General features: G+C 33.8%; 14 protein-coding genes and 1 tRNA gene. 10 read left to right on the forward strand and 5 right to left on the reverse strand.

Annotation, left to right across the window (positions count from 1 at the left end; genetic code table 11):
- The first annotated feature begins 130 nt into the window (after positions 1-130).
- Positions 131-1627: a phage tail-like protein gene (locus tag AC061E_RS02320; protein ID WP_478284817.1), complete on the forward strand. Its 1497-nt coding sequence runs from the start codon at positions 131-133 to the stop codon at positions 1625-1627.
- A gap of 247 nt (positions 1628-1874) precedes the next feature.
- Here the strand turns inward: AC061E_RS02320 and AC061E_RS02325 are convergent, their stop codons facing one another.
- Positions 1875-2177, reverse strand: a complete 303-nt coding sequence (locus AC061E_RS02325; protein WP_478284818.1) for a hypothetical protein — start codon at positions 2175-2177, stop codon at positions 1875-1877.
- Positions 2178-2479: 302 nt separating this feature from the next.
- Here AC061E_RS02325 and AC061E_RS02330 point away from each other — a divergent pair, with 302 nt between their 5' ends.
- The 3 genes from AC061E_RS02330 (at position 2480) to AC061E_RS02340 (ending at position 5767) form a co-directional block, all read left to right on the forward strand.
- A complete protein-coding gene (locus tag AC061E_RS02330) occupies positions 2480-3982 on the forward strand; it encodes a phage tail-like protein (protein ID WP_478284819.1) in 1503 nt (500 codons plus the stop codon).
- A gap of 180 nt (positions 3983-4162) precedes the next feature.
- Complete coding sequence (locus tag AC061E_RS02335; RefSeq protein ID WP_478284820.1) at positions 4163-5398, forward strand: metallophosphoesterase; 1236 nt, start codon at positions 4163-4165, stop codon at positions 5396-5398.
- A gap of 72 nt (positions 5399-5470) precedes the next feature.
- Positions 5471-5767 (forward strand): thioredoxin family protein, encoded by a 297-nt coding sequence (locus AC061E_RS02340; protein ID WP_144889597.1) that lies wholly within the window; start codon positions 5471-5473, stop codon positions 5765-5767.
- A 10-nt stretch (positions 5768-5777) separates the two neighbouring features.
- Here AC061E_RS02340 and AC061E_RS02345 read toward each other — a convergent pair whose 3' ends face one another.
- Together AC061E_RS02345 and AC061E_RS02350 are read right to left on the reverse strand one after the other, a co-directional pair.
- Positions 5778-6419, reverse strand: coding sequence for a polysaccharide deacetylase family protein (locus AC061E_RS02345; protein ID WP_478284821.1), 642 nt, complete (start codon positions 6417-6419; stop codon positions 5778-5780).
- Positions 6420-6478: 59 nt separating this feature from the next.
- Positions 6479-9769 (reverse strand): glycosyltransferase family 117 protein, encoded by a 3291-nt coding sequence (locus AC061E_RS02350; RefSeq protein WP_478284822.1) that lies wholly within the window; start codon positions 9767-9769, stop codon positions 6479-6481.
- A gap of 251 nt (positions 9770-10020) precedes the next feature.
- On the opposite strand from AC061E_RS02350, the gene AC061E_RS02355 reads away from it, so the two are divergent.
- A tRNA-Gln gene (locus AC061E_RS02355) sits at positions 10021-10091 on the forward strand.
- A 55-nt stretch (positions 10092-10146) separates the two neighbouring features.
- On the opposite strand, the gene AC061E_RS02360 is transcribed toward AC061E_RS02355, so the two are convergent.
- Positions 10147-10971 (reverse strand): universal stress protein, encoded by an 825-nt coding sequence (locus tag AC061E_RS02360; RefSeq protein ID WP_478284823.1) that lies wholly within the window; start codon positions 10969-10971, stop codon positions 10147-10149.
- 177 nt (positions 10972-11148) lie between these two features.
- Here AC061E_RS02360 and rimP point away from each other — a divergent pair, with 177 nt between their 5' ends.
- The 3 genes from rimP to infB all read left to right on the forward strand — a co-directional run bounded on the left by rimP (position 11149) and on the right by infB (position 15873).
- A complete protein-coding gene (rimP, locus tag AC061E_RS02365) occupies positions 11149-11613 on the forward strand; it encodes a ribosome assembly cofactor RimP (RefSeq protein WP_478284824.1) in 465 nt (154 codons plus the stop codon).
- Positions 11614-11626: 13 nt separating this feature from the next.
- Positions 11627-12880, forward strand: coding sequence for a transcription termination factor NusA (nusA, locus tag AC061E_RS02370; protein ID WP_478284825.1), 1254 nt, complete (start codon positions 11627-11629; stop codon positions 12878-12880).
- A gap of 110 nt (positions 12881-12990) precedes the next feature.
- The gene (gene infB, locus AC061E_RS02375) at positions 12991-15873 is read left to right on the forward strand and encodes a translation initiation factor IF-2 (RefSeq protein ID WP_478284826.1); all 2883 of its coding nucleotides are present in this window, start codon (positions 12991-12993) and stop codon (positions 15871-15873) included.
- A gap of 253 nt (positions 15874-16126) precedes the next feature.
- Here the strand turns inward: infB and AC061E_RS02380 are convergent, their stop codons facing one another.
- Positions 16127-16516 (reverse strand): SPOR domain-containing protein, encoded by a 390-nt coding sequence (locus tag AC061E_RS02380; protein WP_144889583.1) that lies wholly within the window; start codon positions 16514-16516, stop codon positions 16127-16129.
- A gap of 215 nt (positions 16517-16731) precedes the next feature.
- On the opposite strand from AC061E_RS02380, the gene AC061E_RS02385 reads away from it, so the two are divergent.
- Both AC061E_RS02385 and AC061E_RS02390 read left to right on the forward strand, forming a co-directional pair.
- Positions 16732-18069, forward strand: coding sequence for a c-type cytochrome (locus AC061E_RS02385; RefSeq protein WP_478284827.1), 1338 nt, complete (start codon positions 16732-16734; stop codon positions 18067-18069).
- Between the two features lie 29 nt (positions 18070-18098).
- Complete coding sequence (locus AC061E_RS02390) at positions 18099-21155, forward strand: TAT-variant-translocated molybdopterin oxidoreductase (protein WP_478284828.1); 3057 nt, start codon at positions 18099-18101, stop codon at positions 21153-21155.
- Positions 21156-21170 lie beyond the last annotated feature (15 nt).

A 21170-nucleotide genomic window follows, 5' to 3' on the forward strand; every position in this document is an offset into this window, starting at 1 on the left:
TTTCTGTCGACAGGTATTACCGTGCGTTTTATCGATTAAATATGCATTTAATCGATAATTTGTTTTAAATTTATATCAAGCTTAAAATCAAATAAAGTTGTGGTTTTTAATATTTTAATACATTTTTTTCATGAAAAAAAAATATTTTCCAAAAAGAGTGTTGCAAGTTGTTTTTTTCTTAATACTTACTGTAACAACGTACGCTCAAGTAGGTATAGGAACCACAACACCTCATGCAAGTTCAGTTCTTGACGTTTCCTCAACTACTCAAGGGATGCTTACGCCAAGGATGACTACCGCACAGCGTTTAGCAATTGCATCTCCAGCCGATGGGTTGATGGTTTATGATACAAATCTAAAATCATTATACCATTACAATCAAGGAATAACTTCTTGGAATCTTATCAATAGTGATGCTAATGGAAGGTTGAAGTTTAAACGTATTAAATCTACGGATGTATTAGCTACTGTTTTAGCTACTGAATTAGCCGCTGGCGGTGGTGTAAAATATGTTCTCGATAGTGGCACGTATTATGAAATAAATGGTATTATCAACGTCAATTTTCCAATTGATTTGAATAATGCCTATTTGGTAGGTTTAGACGCCAATGAAGATTTACTCATTAAATCTAGTGGGTTTCTTTTTGATGGAGCATCTGGAGGCACTATTAAAACATTGGGTATTGCTGGAACGAGTGCTGTTTTTAATTTGGTGGCAAGTGGCAATACTCAAAGTTTTATTTTTAGAGATGCTATTGTTGCAAACTCTGCCAATGTCGGCACAATCAGTGGTTTTGGATTGGTATTTTTATCTTTCGTGAATTTTGCCGCAAATACTACAGGTATTACCTATACTAATAACACACGAGTGCTTTTGAGCAATACGGCATGGTTTGGAAATAATGCAGGTACTTTTGAAAGGTTCACCGGTACATTTTCTTTGATCCAAAAACAAGGTGGTTTTTGTGAAGTAAATGGTGCAGCGGTTGGGGTCGATGTAAGTGCAAACCCTATTATAACGGGTGATGGAGTAATGGAATCAGTTGTTTTTACGGGTACGCTCTCTACAGGGAAGTATGTAAATGGGTATACACCTGCAACTTATACAGGCTATAATTTTGATAATAATTGGAATGTGAGATGCGCAGGTATTCCTACTGAGACAGATGCATCTGCTACAGGAAATTTATACGATCCCAGTAACACAACTTCTACAAGAACTACAGCTACTACGCAAAATGTAGGTTATAAGGTAAATACAAACGTAACTACAACCGATGAACTTTTAAGAGTTAGTTCAAGTACTACTGGTAGACTTACTTACAGAGGAAAAAAAACACGTTCCTTTCAAGTTAACTCATCAATTGCCTTCATAGAATCAACAGCAGGAACTAATGCTGTCTATGTGTTTTATTTTGTAAAAGTTGGCTCAAATGGAAGTACAATTACACCGCTTCCATCAACTGAAACGTATATTGATACAAATAGTGGCTTTACACAAGCTTTCCCAGTTACAGGTTCTGTAACCTTAAATCAAAACGAGTCTGTTGAATTATGGTTAAAGAGAATCAATACCGGTACAAAAATTAATATCGATACTTTTTCATTTAACATGATAGTGAAGTAGTCCTTTCTTTCAATTTCTTTTGCATTTACTTATTAAAATTACATGGAGCTGAAATAATATTATTTCAGCTTTTTTTTGTTCAATACTTATGACGCTTCGTTGGTATATTTATCGAAAAACTTGAAGAATGTAAATTGGTGTTTGTCTAAATATTCATTCTTTGGTGATGATTTTTTACAGAAAAATAAACAAAAAGTAACTCGTAAAATTGTTAATCAAAGGTAAAATCCAAATATTACTACTCTGCTTAAGGGTAATCTTGCATGTTGTTTCTTCGTTTCATAATGCGATATTTAAATAAAAAGAATTTTATGTTTTCAAGTAATTCGGGTGTGTTAGTGATTGTACTTCTATGTTTAGGAGCAAGGTGTCTTTCTTGGTATTGTACTTTCAGGTGAGTTCGTTTCGAAGCTCGTAGCACTTTCATAAATTGTTCTTTCAAATAATAGGGATTATACTTTTTCACATCATGCGTTAACAGAAAAATAAATCCTAGTAGTGCTGAGAGTAAATTTAACTGGAGTTGATTTGATAAAGTTAGTAACCACATATCATTTTTTACAAATCAAAATGCGGGTATATATCTAAAAGGGTATTTTTTATTTTAAAAGAGACGTATTTTTTTAAAGCCATATGGGACATCTTAAATAAGAATTGGTCTCGTCTTTAAATTTTTGATAAAAATTTATCTATAATTTTTTAATAATTTGTTTTTATATAAAAAGTAAGTTAAAGATTATATTAAAATAAAATAGATGCATTTAATCGATTTTATTTGCAATTTGTCGATAAAAAAAATAAATTTGATTGAAATAAAAACTAACTATTTTATTAACATTATATTTCAATGTGATGACAAAAAATTACACCACCTTAAAATTCACACCAATCTATGTTTTCTTTTTTTTAATACTTACTCTAACAACGTACGCTCAAGTAGGTATAGGAACCACAACACCTCATGCAAGTTCAGTTCTTGACGTTTCCTCAACTACTCAAGGGATGCTTACGCCAAGGATGACTACCGCACAGCGTTTAGCAATTGCATCTCCAGCCGATGGGTTGATGGTTTATGATACAAATCTAAAATCATTATACCATTACAATCAAGGAATAACTTCTTGGAATCTTATCAATAGTGATGCTAATGGAAGGTTGAAGTTTAAACGTATTAAATCTACGGATGTATTAGCTACTGTTTTAGCTACTGAATTAGCCGCTGGCGGTGGTGTAAAATATGTTCTCGATAGTGGCACGTATTATGAAATAAATGGTATTATCAACGTCAATTTTCCAATTGATTTGAATAATGCCTATTTGGTAGGTTTAGACGCCAATGAAGATTTACTCATTAAATCTAGTGGGTTTCTTTTTGATGGAGCATCTGGAGGCACTATTAAAACATTGGGTATTGCTGGAACGAGTGCTGTTTTTAATTTGGTGGCAAGTGGCAATACTCAAAGTTTTATTTTTAGAGATGCTATTGTTGCAAACTCTGCCAATGTCGGCACAATCAGTGGTTTTGGATTGGTATTTTTATCTTTCGTGAATTTTGCCGCAAATACTACAGGTATTACCTATACTAATAACACACGAGTGCTTTTGAGCAATACGGCATGGTTTGGAAATAATGCAGGTACTTTTGAAAGGTTCACCGGTACATTTTCTTTGATCCAAAAACAAGGTGGTTTTTGTGAAGTAAATGGTGCAGCGGTTGGGGTCGATGTAAGTGCAAACCCTATTATAACGGGTGATGGAGTAATGGAATCAGTTGTTTTTACGGGTACGCTCTCTACAGGGAAGTATGTAAATGGGTATACACCTGCAACTTATACAGGCTATAATTTTGATAATAATTGGAATGTGAGATGCGCAGGTATTCCTACTGAGACAGATGCATCTGCTACAGGAAATTTATACGATCCCAGTAACACAACTTCTACAAGAACTACAGCTACTACGCAAAATGTAGGTTATAAGGTAAATACAAACGTAACTACAACCGATGAACTTTTAAGAGTTAGTTCAAGTACTACTGGTAGACTTACTTACAGAGGAAAAAAAACACGTTCCTTTCAAGTTAACTCATCAATTGCCTTCATAGAATCAACAGCAGGAACTAATGCTGTCTATGTGTTTTATTTTGTAAAAGTTGGCTCAAATGGAAGTACAATTACACCGCTTCCATCAACTGAAACGTATATTGATACAAATAGTGGCTTTACACAAGCTTTCCCAGTTACAGGTTCTGTAACCTTAAATCAAAACGAGTCTGTTGAATTATGGTTAAAGAGAATCAATACCGGTACAAAAATTAATATCGATACTTTTTCATTTAACATGACTTTAAAGTAAATCTAGTTTTATTACTTATTAACTTCATATAATTTTTTAAAAGCTGAAATAGGAATATTTCAGCTTTTATTTTTTTTAAATGACTTTTTAAGATGCAACTAGTATATTTTAGTTAAATTTTGATTAATAAAAATTTATTATGATTCCTTAATTTGTTATTTTGCCTAAAAATTATTGGTAATGATCTTTCGTGTAGTTATTTTGTGTTTGTTTCTTTTGGTTTTAGAGATTTATACTTTCCAAGTTTTTAAAACCATAATCAAAAACAAGTCTGTTTTATATAGTATTCAAATTGCTAGTGTTGCTTTTTCAATATACATTGTTTATGCCCTAATGCAATTTGATAGGAGCGTAGGACAAACACAAAAAACAATGTTCACTATGGCGTTGTTGCTTTTGGTTTATCTTCCTAAAATTATTTTTACAATTGTACTTTTAGGAGAAGATCTGTATAGGTTAGGTGTGGGAACTTTGAAATATTTTACAAATTATGATGAAAACAAAGATTTTTTTAATTCAAGAAGAAAATTTGTGAGTCAAATAGGATTGGGTCTTGCTGCGGTTCCTTTTCTTTCACTTATATATGGTATTACAGTTGGTAAGTACAATTATAAAGTTATCAAGCAACGTATTTTTTTTCCGGATTTACCAGATGCTTTTGATGGATTTACGATTACGCAAATATCAGATGTTCATAGTGGTAGTTTTGACAATCCAGATAAAATACAACACGCAATTGATTTGATTAATGCTCAAAACTCAGATTTGATATTGTTTACAGGTGATATCGTAAATACGCATGCCAAAGAAATGCATCCTTGGATAGAAACGTTTAACAATATCAATAAACACGAGTACGGAAAATACGCTGTATTAGGGAATCATGATTATGGGGAATATGTAACTTGGAAAACCAAGCAAGAAAAAGAGGAGAACTTTGAGAATATAAAAAAGCTTTACGGACAAATAGGCTTTAATTTATTGCTTAATGAGCATACTTTTATAAAGAAAGGCGCGGATCAAATAGCTCTTGTAGGTGTTGAAAATTGGGGGCACAATTTTAAACAAGCTGGAGATTTAGACAAAGCATCAGGATCATTACAAAAACAAGATTTTAAAATACTCATGAGTCATGATCCTTCACACTGGAATAAGGTAGTTCAGCACGATAAAAGACATTTTCAACTTACGCTTTCAGGCCATACTCATGGAATGCAATTTGGTATTGAAATCCCAGGTTATTTCAAATGGAGTTTAGTGCAATACGTATATGAACAATGGGCGGGTTTATACGAAAATGTTGGTAGGTATGTTTATGTAAATAGAGGTTTTGGTTTTCATGCCTATCCTGGAAGAGTTGGTATCATGCCAGAAATAACAGTAATTGAACTAAAAAAAGCTGTAAATGTGGCATAATTCGTTAAAAATGTTACATTTGTATATTATCAATCTCTTTTATTACATTTAGAAAACTAAATATTAAGGTTTATGTCAAAATTTGGAGAACTTTTACATACGCAAGTCCCAGTATTAATTGATTTTTATACGGATTGGAATGAATCTTCGGTAGCCATGCATCCCGTTATTAGAGATGTAGCAGCTGCTCTTGGTGATAAAGCAAAAGTGATAAAGATAGATGTTGATAAAAACCAAGAATTAGCAAATGCGCTCCGTATTAAAGGACTTCCAACGTTGATGATTTACAAGCAAGGCCAAATGATCTGGAGGCAATCTGGAGAACTTGATGCAAATACTCTTATTAGCATTGTTCAAGAACAATATTAATCGTTACAACTTATAAAACTTTCGTCTCATAGTTATTATCTTCTAAATATTGTAAGGTTGCAGGTAAAACGTATTTTAGTTTTTCAAAAGCTTTTATACTGTCGTGAAATACAATAATACTCCCTGGCTGCAAGTTCATAATTACATTGTTCAAGCATTCTTGCTCTGTAATGTTTCTATCAAAATCAGCGCTTAATACATCCCACATTACTATTTTGTAGCCCATTTTTAATAAAGCTCTAGATTGAGCTGTTTTTATTTTGCCGTAAGGCGGACGAAATATTTTAGAATCAGAATTGTAATGCATATTCTCGTCAATTATTTCTTGACAATGTTTTGTGTTTTTTATATAGTTTTGTGTTGATGTCTTCCATCCGTTTAAGTGATTGAAGGTGTGATTTCCTATTGCATGACCATCACTTATAATTTTTTTGAATATTTCGGGATATTTATGAATGTTATCACCAATACAAAAAAAGGTAGCTTTAAAATGGTATTTTTTTAACTCCTCAAGTACCCATACCGTTACTTCGGGGGTGGGACCGTCATCAAAAGTGAGATATACCACTTTTTCCGTACTTGGTATGTCCCAAATCCATTTTGATAATAGAGTCTTAATTAGTTTATTAGTTTTTACCCAGTAAAATTTCATCTCAAAGAAAGTTAAAAAAAATAGCGACAAGATTGCCGCTATTTTAAGTACTATTTTATTTATTCTCTATCACGTTCAAAACGTTCAAACATTTTTATGTAGGTATTAAATGTAGCTCTGTGCTTGTTGTAGAACTCTAAGTCATTATTCTCTTTCATTACTTTAAGCAAGCTTCTATAGCGCTCAATATCTGTAACAATAGGAATCACAATACTTGACTGCTCACTAGCTTTTAAACCGCCATAATAATTAAGATTCTCACGGTACTTTTGAGTTAATTTATCCAGTAATTGTTGTGCTTTTATTTTTTCACCCGTTTTATAATATCCTTCACCAAAAGGCTCTACAAGAGAATAGTAACCAAAATATTCCACTGGAAGTTTAGTCATTGCTAGGTCAATAACTTTCTTTGCCTTATCGGTTTTGCCTTCCTTAATAAGTTGGTTCATCAATCTAGACAGGTATGACCTGTAGTTGATGCTGTTGCGTCTAGTTTCAGGATCATGATAAATGGTAGTACTTTCTCCGTTACCCCATTCCCATTTCATAACAATATCATACATTTTATCTGAATCCAATTGTCCCATATCTAGTGGGCTAGCATCTTTAGGTAAAGTAGTTTTAACAGGAACCAGTTTGTATACCATTCCTTCTAATTGAAGGTACTCTTTCATCCAAATATAATCTTCGTTATCAAATGCGCCACCACTAAAATAGATAGGGCGTTTCCAGTTGTTATTTGCAACTATATCTAGCATCATCAATCGGTTTTTGTACAAGGCATTTTTGCTAACATCAATGTCAATATATGGAACTATTGAATCAAAGTATTGAGCCGAAACAACTTTATTTTTGATAATAATATTTTTATCAACTGGGATTCTGATTTTGTTAGTAGGGTAAAAATGAATCGTTTGTCCGTTTTGCATTTCAACAGTTGATTTTGGATTTTTTATAAAATCAATCAAATCTTTAACATCCCATCTGGTATCGATTTTGGGGATAAATGCCACATAATCCAGTTTGTCACCCACGTATTGATCATGCGTAAATGAAATCGGCAATGCATCTGATTCGTATGTTTTGGTTTTCATTTGATCAATATACCAATCCGTCATGAACAAACTAGTATTTACAATTTTAATGTCAGTTCTCACGCCTTCAATTTCTTGGGCATACCACAAAGGGAAAGTGTCGTTATCTCCAATGGTGAATAAAATAGCATTAGGATCGCATGATGTTAAGTATGCTTTTGCCATAGCTACAGCAGTAGATTTGCCTGAACGGTCATGATCATCCCAGTTTTGAGAAGCCATTAATACAGGAGCTGCTAGTAAACTTGCGCATATAATAAGCGGGCCAGCAATTTTTGGGGCTAGATATTTTTGCGCGCTCTCATATAAAGCATATACGCCAAAACCAATCCAGATAGCAAATACATAAAACGATCCTACAAGAGCATAATCACGTTCTCTCGGTTCAAATGGTCTCTCGTTTAGGTAGATTTTCAAAGCAATTCCTGTAAAAAGAAATAAGGCAAGTAGAACGTAAAAGCTCTTTAAATCTTTATTGGCATGATACATTAAACCAATAAGTCCTAGAATAAAAGGTAAAAAGAAATATACGTTTCTACCTTTATTGTTTACCACATCCGAGGGTAAGTTTTCTTGACTTCCTAAATGTAGTTCATCAATAAATGAAATACCACTCAACCAGTTTCCATCAAGATAATCGTATCTTCCTTGCACATCATTTTGTCTTCCAACAAAATTCCACATTAAATACCTCCAGTACATGTAGCCAAATTGATACTCAACCATAAAACCTAAATTGTCAACAGTGGTAGGTTTGTCAATAAGTAAATAGTCGCCATAACTTTTTAAGAATTTAACGTATCCTTCATTGTCAATTTGTTGTTGCGCATACGCTTGTCTGAACTCGTTTACAATTTTTTCAGTTTCATTTTTCAGTTGGGCTATGGCTTTATTATAATCTTCTTCGCTTAATTGGCTAGGGTCAATACCATATTTGGCAAGATCTTCTTCATAAGGATAATCAGGATTTAGTCTAAATGCCGGAGGATTTGAGAAGTTCATATAATTCTCAATATGATCAGCGCTCCACATTCTTGGTAAGATAGTTTTGTGATTATTATCTGAATTTTGCTCTGCGTTTTTAAAATTATTTACAATAACATATTTGCCAGTTTTATAATCTCGCTCATAGTTTGGTGCTTTGTCTAAGTACGGATTATCCTTGTCTAAGCCTGCAAAATTTTCAGTGTATTGAGGGCCGTAAAAAAGAGGATTCACGCCATACTGCTCTCTGTTATAATAGGCTAAAACTTCGCGAGCATCCGATGGTTTATTTTCATTTATTACTGTATTTGCATTGGCACGAATAGGTAGCATCATCCAGGTAGAAAAACCAATTAGGATGAAAAGTACACAAAGCAATAGAGTGTTGTATGTAATTAGTTGTTTTTTCTTGGTGTATTGCAAACCAAAATAAAACAAAACAGCTATTAACAAGGCTACAAACAATGTCCCAGAGTCAAAGGGTAATCCTAAATTATTTACCATAAAAACCTCAGTTTTACCAAAGAAAGCCATGGTAAGTGGTAGCAATAATTTAAAGATGAACAACAAAATAGAAATCACTACAACATTCGCAATAATGAAACTCTTAACAGTTACTTTTTCATAATTTTTAAAGAAATATAAAAAACCTATTGCGGGAATGGTTAATAAGGCCATAAAGTGTACACCAAAAGAAAGCCCAACTACTAGTGAAATAATGAGTAACCATTTATTACCTCTTGGTTTATCCATATCTTGTTCCCAGCGTAAGCCAAGCCAAAACAATAATGCAATTAAAAGGGAAGCCATAGCATACACTTCGGCCTCTACGGCATTGTACCAAAAACTATCTGAAAAGGTATAGGCTAATGCTCCTACAAACGAACTTCCTAAAACAACAACGTCATTGTTTTTATTTAATGAAGGTGTTGATGCAAATCGACCAACAATTTTTCTCAAAATCATTGATGATGACCAGAACATAAACAAAATAGTAAAGGCACTAGAAAAAACAGATACCATATTTACCATCAATGCAATCTTGGTATTATCTAAAGCAAACATGGCAAAAAAGGCCCCAATCATTTGGTACAAAGGAGCGCCCGGCGGATGACCCACTTCTAATTTTGCAGCTGTAGCAATATACTCTCCGCAATCCCAAAAACTCATGGTAGGTTCAACCGTCAAAGTATATGTTATCAATGCTATCCCAAAAGTAATCCAACCAATGATCGTATTCCATTTGTTGAAATTGAATGCTGTTTTATCCATGTATCAAATATTATATTATTTAAGTTACAAAGAAAATGTTTTTTTGTTTAACCCACATAGCATTAACATTATTTTCTAAAAAACTATCTCTAATTAATAACGTGTTGATTATGAATATTTTTCGACTAAATCAAGAGCTTTTTTTAAAATGGAATGAATTTTTTTTGATAAAAATGTAAAAAAAATTTGTGCAAACTAAAAAATAGTATAAATTTGCACTCGCTAAGCAATAATACAGCAAAGCAGTTTACTGGTCTATGGTGTAATGGTAACACAACTGTTTTTGGTGCAGTCTTTCTAGGTTCGAGTCCTAGTAGACCAACTTAAAAAAAAACCTCTCAATTGAGAGGTTTTTTTGTTTGTACTATTTTCTAATTTTATATTCTAAAAGTTAGAACAGGTCTGGATTCATGATTTATCAATCCTTGACTAATGCTGCCGCTAAAAAAATGAGATAATCTTGTTCGGCCGTGTGTGCAAATGCTAATTAAGTCGGCTCCTTGACTTTCGGCAAAATTTGTTATTCCGTTTTCAACATTGGTATCGTTGTAAACATGGGTGGAGTAGTTTTCTAAATCATATTTTCTAAGGAATTTTTCTAGAATTTGATCGCTTTTTTGAGTGGTTTTAAAACTGTTTGGAGTATTGATCATGACTAAAAGAAGTTTTGCATTTGTGTCATGACTAAATTTTAGTAGTTTCTTAAAGGGTTTTTTAGTTTCTTTCGAAAAATCAGATGCAAAAACTATTTTTTCGATTTGGAATTCTCTTGGATCTTTTTTTATGACCAAAACGGGAGCTTTGGAAAGGCGAACAACTTTTTCTGTATTTGAGCCAATAAAGACGTGTTCTGTATTTGAACTACCGTGTGAGCCCATAATAACTAAGTCGATTTCATTTTTTTCATTAAAAGATAAGATTCCTGCAAATGCTTTTTCAAGTTGAACACTGCTCTCTATGCTAATGCCTTCAAGGTAAGGTTGAGATTTTATGTTTTCAAGTCTTTCATTTGCTTTTCGTATGAACAAGATTACTTCGGGAATGCTTTTTCCGCTAGAAACGGCGTCGCTCATTTGGCTCGGAAGTTCAAGTAAATGCAATAAATAAATGGAGGCGTTGTTTTTTTTAGCAAGAATAGAAGCGGCTTTTAATGCGTATTCAGCTTGCTCAGAAAAATCAGTTGGTACTAAAATATGTTTCATAATTATAAAAGTGTTAAATTATGGGAATCAACAAGTTGTTTTAACTTGATATTAAAGATAAGAAATATTTTTAAAGCAGTCAATTATTTTAATTTGTAAAAAAACACTATATTTGCACCGTTATTTATTAAAAACTAGATAATGAGGGGACGAATAGTCCCCTCTTTTTATAAAAATATGACATTTAAAGAAAAGTTACATTCAGTTTTGGCCGATTGCTTATTAGAAAAGCCTTCGATATTTCTTATTGACCTAGTGGTTACAGATGCTTTTAAAGTTATTATAGCACTTGATGGGGATCAAGGAGTGGCCTTGCAAGATTGTATTGATGTGAGTAAATATATAGATAGCAAGCTAGATAGAGAAGAGCAGGACTATTCACTTGAAGTAGCGTCAGTTGGAGTTGGGTCAGCCTTAAAGCAAGTAAGGCAATACAAGAAAAACATTGGTAGAACCTTGATTTTGAAGACAAATACTGAAATTATTGAAGCAGAATTAGTAGATGCTAATGATGATTTTGTAATTTTGTCTTGGAAAGCAAGAGAGCCAAAGAAAATAGGTAAGGGGAAAGAGACAGTTCAAAAAGAATTGAAAGTTTCTTACGTAGACATAAAAGAAGCAATTGTTACAGTAACATTTTAATTAAAGAATTCGCATGGAAAATTTAGCATTAATCGATTCATTTTCAGAGTTTAAAGATGATAAACTCATTGATCGTGTAACGCTTATGGCAATTTTAGAAGATGTATTTAGAAATGCATTGAAGAAAAAGTACGGTTCAGATGATAATTTTGACATCATCATAAATCCTGACAAAGGAGATATGGAGATATGGCAAAGAAGAGTAATCGTTGCGGATGAAGATTTAGACTTTGATCACCTTGAAATAACTTTAACAGAAGCTAGAAAGATTGAACCAGATTTTGAAATTGGTGAAGAAGTATCTGAAGAAGTAAAACTTATTGATTTAGGTCGTAGAGCTATTCTTGCTTTACGCCAAAACTTGATTTCAAAAATACACGAACACGACAATACGAATCTTTACAAGCAATTTAAGGATTTAATTGGTGATATTTATACTGCCGAAGTACATCATGTACGCCCTAGAGTTGTTATTTTAGTAGATGATGAAGGGAATGAAATTGTGCTTCCAAAAGAAAAACAAATCCCATCTGACTTTTTCCGTAAAGGTGACAATGTTAGAGGAATTATAGAAAGTGTTGAATTGAAAGGAAATAAACCGCAAATAATTATGTCTAGAACTTCTGAGAAGTTTTTAGAAAAATTATTTGAACAAGAAATTCCTGAAGTTTTCGACGGTTTAATTATGGTTAAAAGAGTGGTAAGAATACCTGGTGAAAAAGCAAAAGTAGCTGTAGATTCTTATGACGATAGAATTGATCCTGTAGGTGCTTGTGTTGGAATGAAAGGTTCTAGAATTCATGGTATTGTTCGTGAATTAGGAAATGAAAATATTGATGTTATCAATTATACTAGTAATATTCAATTGTTAATAACACGTGCTCTAAGTCCAGCAAAAGTTTCTTCAATTAAAATTAATGAGGAAACTAAAAGAGCTGAAGTTTTCTTGAAATTAGAAGAGGTTTCTAAGGCTATTGGTCGTGGAGGACACAATATTAAATTAGCTGGATTATTGACAGGATATGAATTAGACGTGATTCGTGAGGGTGATGTAGCTGGTGCTACTGCTGATGAGGATGACGTTGAGTTAACTGAATTCTCAGATGAAATTGAGGATTGGGTTATTGAGGAATTTGCTAAAATTGGTTTGGATACTGCAAAAAGTATCTTGAGCCAAGATGTAGATGACTTAGTTAGAAGAACAGATCTAGAAGAGGAAACAATCTTAGATGTAATGAGAATATTAAAAGAGGAATTTGACAGTTAGTCAACAGGTCTTCAACTATAAACATGCCATTTTACAACAAATCTAGTTCGGTAGGTATCGAATAGGAGTAAAATGAGGAATAACAAAAAAGGTAAATATAAAAAGGTTTTATGTCTGAAGAGAGAATTATTAGAATAAACAAAGTTTTAAGGGAATTGAATATTTCTTTGGAAAGAGCTGTGGATTATCTAAAAGATAAGGGAATTGCAATTGATGCAAATCCAAACGCAAAAATTTCTGACGATATATACAATGTTTTGTGCGGTCAATTTGCTGGTGACAAAGGGAATAAAGAAGCTTCTAAAGAAGTGGGAGAAGAGAAAAGAAAAGAGAAGGAAGCATTACGTTTAGAGCGAGAAAAAGAAATCGAGGATAAACGTAAGCTTGATGAAGAACGAGCAAAACAACAGGAAGTTATCAAAGCAAGAGCGGTGATATCTGGACCTGTTCAAGTAGGTAAGATTGATTTAAATCCAAAAAAAGCTGCAATTGTCCCTCCTGTAAAAGAAGTGCCAAAAGTAGAGTCTGCACCTAAAAGTGTAGAGGTTCCTGCTGTAAAGATTACGCCAGCAGAAAATAAAATTGTTCCGAAACCTTTGGATACTAAAATTACTTCAGATGCGAAAGAATCAAAACCTGTAATTACTCCTAAAGAAGTAGCAAAGGAACCTGTAGCTGAAATACCTGAAGCTCCTAAGGTTGTTGAAAAAGTTGAACCGGTAAAATCTGAAGAGGTTCCTGCTGACGAAACTATTACCACTCAATACCAAAAATTATCTGGTACTACTCTAACAGGGCAGATTATTGATTTATCACAATTTAATAAGCCTAAAAAGAAAAAAGAAGAGCCAAAGATTACACCTAATAAACCAGGTGCTCCAGGTTCTGCGGCAGCTAATGCCAATAAGAATAAACGTAAAAGGATAGCTCCTAAACCAGGTGCGCCAAGGCCTCCTGCTGTTCCAGGTGCTCCAAATCCAAATAAAATTACGCCTAACACTGGTGGTGGTGGATTTAATGCAAATAGAAGTGCAAGACCTGGTTTCGTAAAAGGAAACAGACCTGCAATTGTTGCAAAAGTTGAGCCAACAGAAGAAGAAGTTAAAAATCAAATTAGAGAGACTTTAGAAAAACTACAAGGTAAAGGTGGTAAATCTAAAGCTGCTAAATACAGAAGAGATAAAAGGGATACACACCGTCAGAAATCTGATGATGAGCAAAGAGCTTTAGACGAAGGAAGTAAAACTATTAAGGTTACTGAATTTGTAACTGTAGGTGAAATTGCAATCATGATGGATGTGCCAATTACCAAAGTTATTGGTACGTGTATGTCACTTGGAATCATGGTTACCATGAACCAACGTCTTGACGCAGAAACGTTGACTATTGTTGCTGATGAATTTGGTTATGAAGTTGAATTTATCACTGTTGATATCGAAGAAGCAATTCAGGTTGTTGAAGATAGAGAAGAAGATTTAGTTTTTAGAGCGCCAATTGTAACGGTAATGGGTCACGTCGATCACGGTAAGACATCGTTACTGGATTACATTCGTAAAGAAAACGTAATTGCAGGTGAGTCTGGAGGAATTACACAGCATATTGGTGCCTACGGAGTAACTTTAGATAATGGACAAAAAATTGCATTCTTAGATACACCGGGTCACGAAGCGTTTACTGCGATGCGTGCGCGTGGTGCTCAAGTTACCGATATTGCTATTATTGTGATTGCTGCTGATGATGATATAATGCCGCAAACTAAAGAGGCAATTAGCCATGCTCAAGCAGCTGGGGTTCCTATTATATTTGCTATCAATAAAATTGATAAGCCAAATGCTAATCCTGAGAAAGTAAAAGAAAGATTAGCAGGTATGAATTTACTTGTTGAAGATTGGGGTGGAAAAATTCAATCACATGACATTTCTGCGAAAGTAGGAACAGGTGTTAAAGAATTATTAGAAAAAGTATTGCTTGAAGCTGAACTTTTAGATTTAAAATCAAATCCAAACAAGGCGGCACAAGGAACTGTTGTTGAGGCATTCTTGGACAAAGGAAAAGGATATGTTTCTACGATTTTAGTTCAAAACGGAACTTTGAAAATTGGAGATTATATGTTGGCTGGTAAGCATCATGGTAAAATTAAAGCTATGCATGACGAAAGAGGGAACATTGTAACTGTTGCGGGTCCTTCGACGCCGGTTTCAGTTCTTGGTCTTGATGGAGCAGCAACAGCGGGTGATAAGTTCAATATTTTTGAAGACGAAAAAGAAGCGAAACAAATTGCTTCAAAACGTTCTCAATTGATGCGTGAGCAATCTGTACGTACTCAACGTCATATTACATTAGACGAAATCGGACGAAGAATAGCATTGGGTCAATTTAAAGAATTGAACATTATCCTTAAGGGAGATGTTGATGGATCTGTTGAAGCATTGTCTGATTCGTTCTCTAAATTATCTACTGAAGAAATACAAATTAATATTATCCATAAAGGTGTTGGAGCAATTACAGAAACTGATGTAATGTTGGCTTCTGCTTCAGATGCAATTATTATCGGATTTAATGTTCGTCCAGCTGGAAATGCAAGACAATTAGCAGACAAAGAAGAAATAGATATCCGTTATTACTCTATTATCTATGCAGCTATCGATGACTTGAAAGATGCAATGGAAGGAATGTTAGCTCCTGAAATGAAAGAAGAAATCCTTGGTACAGCTGAGATTAGAGAGATTTTCAAAATTTCTAAGGTTGGTTCTATTGCCGGAAGTATGGTTATGGATGGTAAAATTGTTAAGAATGCCAAGATGCGTGTTATTCGTGATGGTGTAGTTGTATTCACTGGAGAGTTATTAGCTCTTAAACGTTTTAAAGATGATGTTAGAGACGTAGCCAAAGGATACGATTGTGGTATTCAAATTAAAGGATATAATGACATTGAAGAACGTGATGTTATTGAATCTTACCATGAAGTTGCTGTTAAAAAGAAATTGAAATAATTTTTTCTATTATAGTTTTAAAATCCCGATTCGTCGGGATTTTTTTATTTTAGTACTTTTTATAAAATGCTATTTTGTAATTGAAGAGGTTTAAATTTATTAATGATATTCAGTAATACCTATCATTTTATGCGTTTTGTAATTTTACAATCCTATGCTCTTTTAATTAAATTTTTTTACTTCTTTGTGTATAAAAAAAAGCCATTCAAAAAGAACGGCTTTAGTGGATGTGTTTAAGAGTTTTATACAATCTTTATTTGTTGGGACGAATCAAATTGAGATTTGGATACTTTTTTTTGATAGCTACTATATGTCTTTCAGCTTCTATTCTAGATTTGAAATTCCCTATCCAAACTTTATAATTTGGTGCAAAGAATACGATGGTTCCCTCAATGTCATTAAACTCTTGTCTAAATTCATTTAATGTCGATTTTGCTTTCTCACTATCGCCACTGTAAATTTGAATTTTAAAACGGTCATTTACAGTGTTTGATTGATTTGTTTTTCTTTTTTCTGTAAGCAATTGCTCAAATTTTGAGTCTTGTTTTATGGAAATATTTTGCTGTTGTGCAGTTGATTTCGAATGAAAAAATGCTGTTGAAATAAGGGCGATAAGTGAAGCTTTCAGGCTTAAAATTCTCATAATGTGTATGTTTTTATGCAAAATTAATATTTAGTGTTTAATACCAAATCAAATACGTTATTTAGAATAAATATAAATTGAAATTAAGACTATTTTAGGGTTTTGAGAATAGTTCTTATATCGTATTTTTGTCCAATATTTTAAACAAAGGAGCAGTCCTTCTAAGTCTATTAGTAAAGACTGTGCCAATTTTTAGTAGATAATCATTATACTATATGAAAAAGGTGGGTAACCATAATTCGATCACAAGAAAATTATTTTTAGGCGTAGCCTTATCGTTAATTTTCTCTTTCACTTCATTTGCTCAAGAAGCTGCCGCTGTTGCTGCTCCTGATGCGGCCGCGGCTCCTGCTGCTGCTTCTGGTGGAGATGCTGCTAAAGGTAAAGAATTGTTTAATGCAAATTGTGCTGCATGTCACAAGTTAGATGCTAAAGCTACAGGGCCTGCACTTAGAGGTATTGCTAGTAAGTACGAAATGGCATGGCTTTATAAGTGGGTAAAAAACAGTTCAGACTTTATTAAATCAGGTGATGCTCAAGCTGTTAAGGTTTTTGAAGAAAACAACAAGTCAGTAATGTCTTCGTTTCCTCAATTATCAAATGCTGATATTGATAACATTATAGCTTACACTTCTGAGCCTAAAGCTGAAGTAGCTGCTCCAGCTGCTGGTGGTGCTACTGCTGTTCCTGGTGGTCCAGTTGCTGATAGCGGTATTTCAAACAATCTTATATTAGCTGCTCTTGCACTAGTATTAGTGGTGTTGGTGGTAATGTTAGTTTTAGTAAACAAAGTTCTTTCTAAAGTTGCAAAAGCAAACGGGATAGTAGTTGAGCCAAAAGCTAAAACAACTCCAATTTGGCAAGCGTTTGCTAAAAATCAATTTTTGATTTTGGTAACTGTTATTTTCTTACTTCTTACAAGTGCTTATTATGTGTATGGTTTCTTTATGCAGGTAGGTGTTGATCAAGGGTATGAGCCAATACAGCCAATACATTACTCACACAGAATTCATGCTGGTGATAATGAAATAAACTGTAAATACTGTCACTCAGCTGCACGTGTAAGTAAAAACGGAGGTATTCCATCACTTAATATATGTATGAACTGCCATAAAAACATTGCTGAAGTTGCTGAGACAACTGCCACTCCAGAGTACAGTAAGGCTTTTTATGATGAGCAAATTCAAAAGTTATACACGGCTGTTGGTTGGGATCAAGCAACACAAACGTATACAGGGAAAACGCAGCCAGTAAAATGGGTTCGTATACACAATCTTCCAGATTTTGTTTATTTTAATCACTCACAACACGTAACTGTTGGAGGAATTGAATGTCAAACATGTCACGGTCCTGTTGAAGAATATGAAATTCAAAAACAGTTTGCTCCATTAACAATGGGATGGTGTATTGATTGTCATAGAAAAACTGAGGTTAAAATGGAGGGTAATGAGTATTACACTAAAATCCATGAAGAGCTTTCTAAAAAATATGGTGTAGATAAGTTGACTGCCGCACAAATGGGTGGTTTAGAGTGTGGTAAATGCCACTATTAATCAAATTATTAAGATTTTAATATTTATATATGTCATCAAACAAAAAATACTGGAAAAGTGTTGAGGAACTAGACCAAAATAGTTCTATTGTTGAGGCGCTAAGAAATAACGAATTTGTTGAAGAAATTCCTACTGATGAATTTTTAGGAAATAGTGATGCATTATCATCTTCTTCAACATCACGTCGTGATTTCTTAAAGTACGTTGGTTTTAGTACTGCTGCTGCTACTTTGGCTGCATGTGAGGGTCCTGTTAATAAATCAATACCATACGTTCTTCAACCTGAGCAAATTATTCCTGGAGTTGCGGATTATTACGCTACTTCAGTTTTTGACGGATTTGATTTTGCAAATCTTTTGGTGAAAACCAGAGAGGGACGTCCTATTAAGATTGACAACAATACTATTGCTGGTGCTAAATTCACAGCAAATGCAAGGATTCATGCATCTATCTTATCTTTGTATGATAGTATGCGTCTTAAAGAACCAAAGATTGATGGGAAAGATTCAACTTGGTCTGCTGTTGATGCTAAGATTAAATCAAGTATTGCAGAAGCAAAAGCTAAAGGAGGACAGGTTGTTTTTTTAACAAATACATTAGCAAGTCCTTCTACTGAAAGATTGATTTCTGAATTCGTTTCAAAAAATCCTAATTCTAAGCATGTAGTTTATGATGCGGTATCAGAGTCCGAAGCTCTTGATGCTTTTGAATTGGTTTATGGTGAAAGAGTATTAGTAGATTATGATTTTTCTAAAGCTTCTTTGATTGTTTCTGTAGGAGCTGATTTCCTTGGAGACTGGCAAGGAGGAAGTTTTGATACTGGTTATGCTAAAGGTAGAATACCAAAAGCTGGAAAAATGTCACGTCATTTCCAATTAGAGTCTAATATGACTTTATCTGGAGCTGCTGCTGACAAGCGTTTGCCAATGTCTGTTTCAGCCCAAAAGCAAGCTTTAGTTCACATATATAATATTGTAACAGGTTCTTCTGTTTCGGTTAAACTTGAAGATAAATTTAAATCAGAAGTTACCAAAGCTGCACAACAGTTAAGAGCAGCTGGAAGTAAAGGTGTTTTAGTTTCTGGAATTCAAGATAAAAATGCTCAATTACTAGTTTTGGCGATTAATCAAGCTCTTGCTAGTGAGTCATTTGTTACTGCAGGTTTAAGACAAATTAGAAAAGGTTCAGCATCTAATGTATCTCAATTAATATCTGATATGAAAGCTGGGAAAGTTCATACTCTTATCATGAGTGGTGTGAATCCTGTATATACTTTAGCAGATAGCGTAAGTTTTCAAGAAGGTTTAAAGAAAGTTAAAACATCAGTTGCATTTTCATTGAAAGAAGATGAAACGGCTTTGTTGTCTACAGTAGCTGCTGCTGTTCCTCATTATTTAGAATCTTGGAATGACTTAAGTCTGGTTAAAGGAACTTATTCTTTGACTCAGCCAACTATTCGTCCGCTTTTCAATACAAAACAATTTCAAGATGTTTTGTTATCATTAAACGGAACTGCAGGTTCTTTTTATGATTATATTAAAAATACTAGTTCTTCAATTATTTCAGGATCATCTTGGAATAAAGTATTACATGATGGTGTTTTTGTTTCTACTGTTCCAACTGTAGGTACGGGAAGTGCTGATTATTCTGCTGCTGCAAATGCGTTAGCTGCTACTAAGGCGTCTCAAGGTCTTGAGTTAGTATTGTATACCAAAACAGGTTTAGGTGATGGTCAGCAGGCAAATAACCCATGGTTACAAGAGTTTCCAGATCCTATTACAAGAGTGTCTTGGGATAATTATGTAACTGTATCTAATGCTGATGCAATTAAATATGAATTGTCTAATGAGATTGTTGCTAACGGAGGTTTAAACGGAAGTTATGCTACAATTACGACTGCAGATGGTTTAAAACTTGAAAATGTACCTGTAATTGTACAACCTGGTCAAGCTGTTGGAACTGTAGGTTTAGCTTTAGGTTATGGTCGCAAAGCTGCTTTGAAAGAAGAAATGATGGTAGGTTTAAACGCTTACTCTTTATATAAAGGTTTCAATAATGTTCAATCTATTACATTAGCTAAAGCTGATGGAGAACATGAGTTTGCTTGTGTTCAAGGTCAAAAGACATTAATGGGTAGAGGTGATATTATTAAAGAAACTTCTCTTGAAATATTCAATACCAAAGATGCTCACATATGGAATGAACAACCGATGGTTTCTTTAGATCATAAAGAAGTTGAGGCAACTAAAGTAGATTTATGGGATTCATTTGATCGTTCAACAGGTCATCATTTTAATCTTTCAATTGATTTAAATGCTTGTACTGGTTGTGGAGCTTGTGTTATCGCTTGTCATGCTGAAAATAACGTTCCTGTTGTAGGTAAATCTGAGGTTAGAAGAAGTCGTGATATGCACTGGTTGCGTATTGATAGATATTACTCATCAGAAAGTACTTTTGAGGGAGATAATGAAAGAAAAGAAAATATTGCTGGTTTAACAAGTTCTTTGTCTACATTTAACGAAATGGAAAAAGCAGGAGATAATCCTCAAGTTTCTTTCCAGCCTGTTATGTGTCAGCACTGTAACCATGCGCCTTGTGAAACTGTTTGTCCAGTTGCTGCAACTTCACACTCTCGTCAAGGTCAAAACCACATGGCTTATAACAGATGTGTTGGCACACGTTATTGCGCTAACAACTGTCCTTATAAAGTACGTCGCTTTAACTGGTTCTTGTATAACAAAAACAGTGAATTTGATTATCATATGAATGATGATCTAGGTCGTATGGTTTTAAATCCAGATGTTAACGTTCGTTCAAGAGGTGTTATGGAGAAATGTTCTATGTGTATTCAAATGACACAAGCAACTATCCTTAAAGCCAAAAGAGAAGGAAGACCAATTGTTGATGGCGAATTCCAAACTGCATGTTCAAATGCATGTTCTACAGGAGCTATGATTTTTGGAGATGTAAATGATAAAGATGCTGTAGTTGCAAAGCTTGCAGCTGATGATAGAATGTATCATTTATTAGAACATGTTGGAACTAAACCTAATGTGATTTATCATGTTAAAGTTAGAAATACTTAGTACAAAAAAAATTAA

The sequence above is a fragment of the Flavobacterium sp. GNP011 genome (assembly GCF_056428925.1).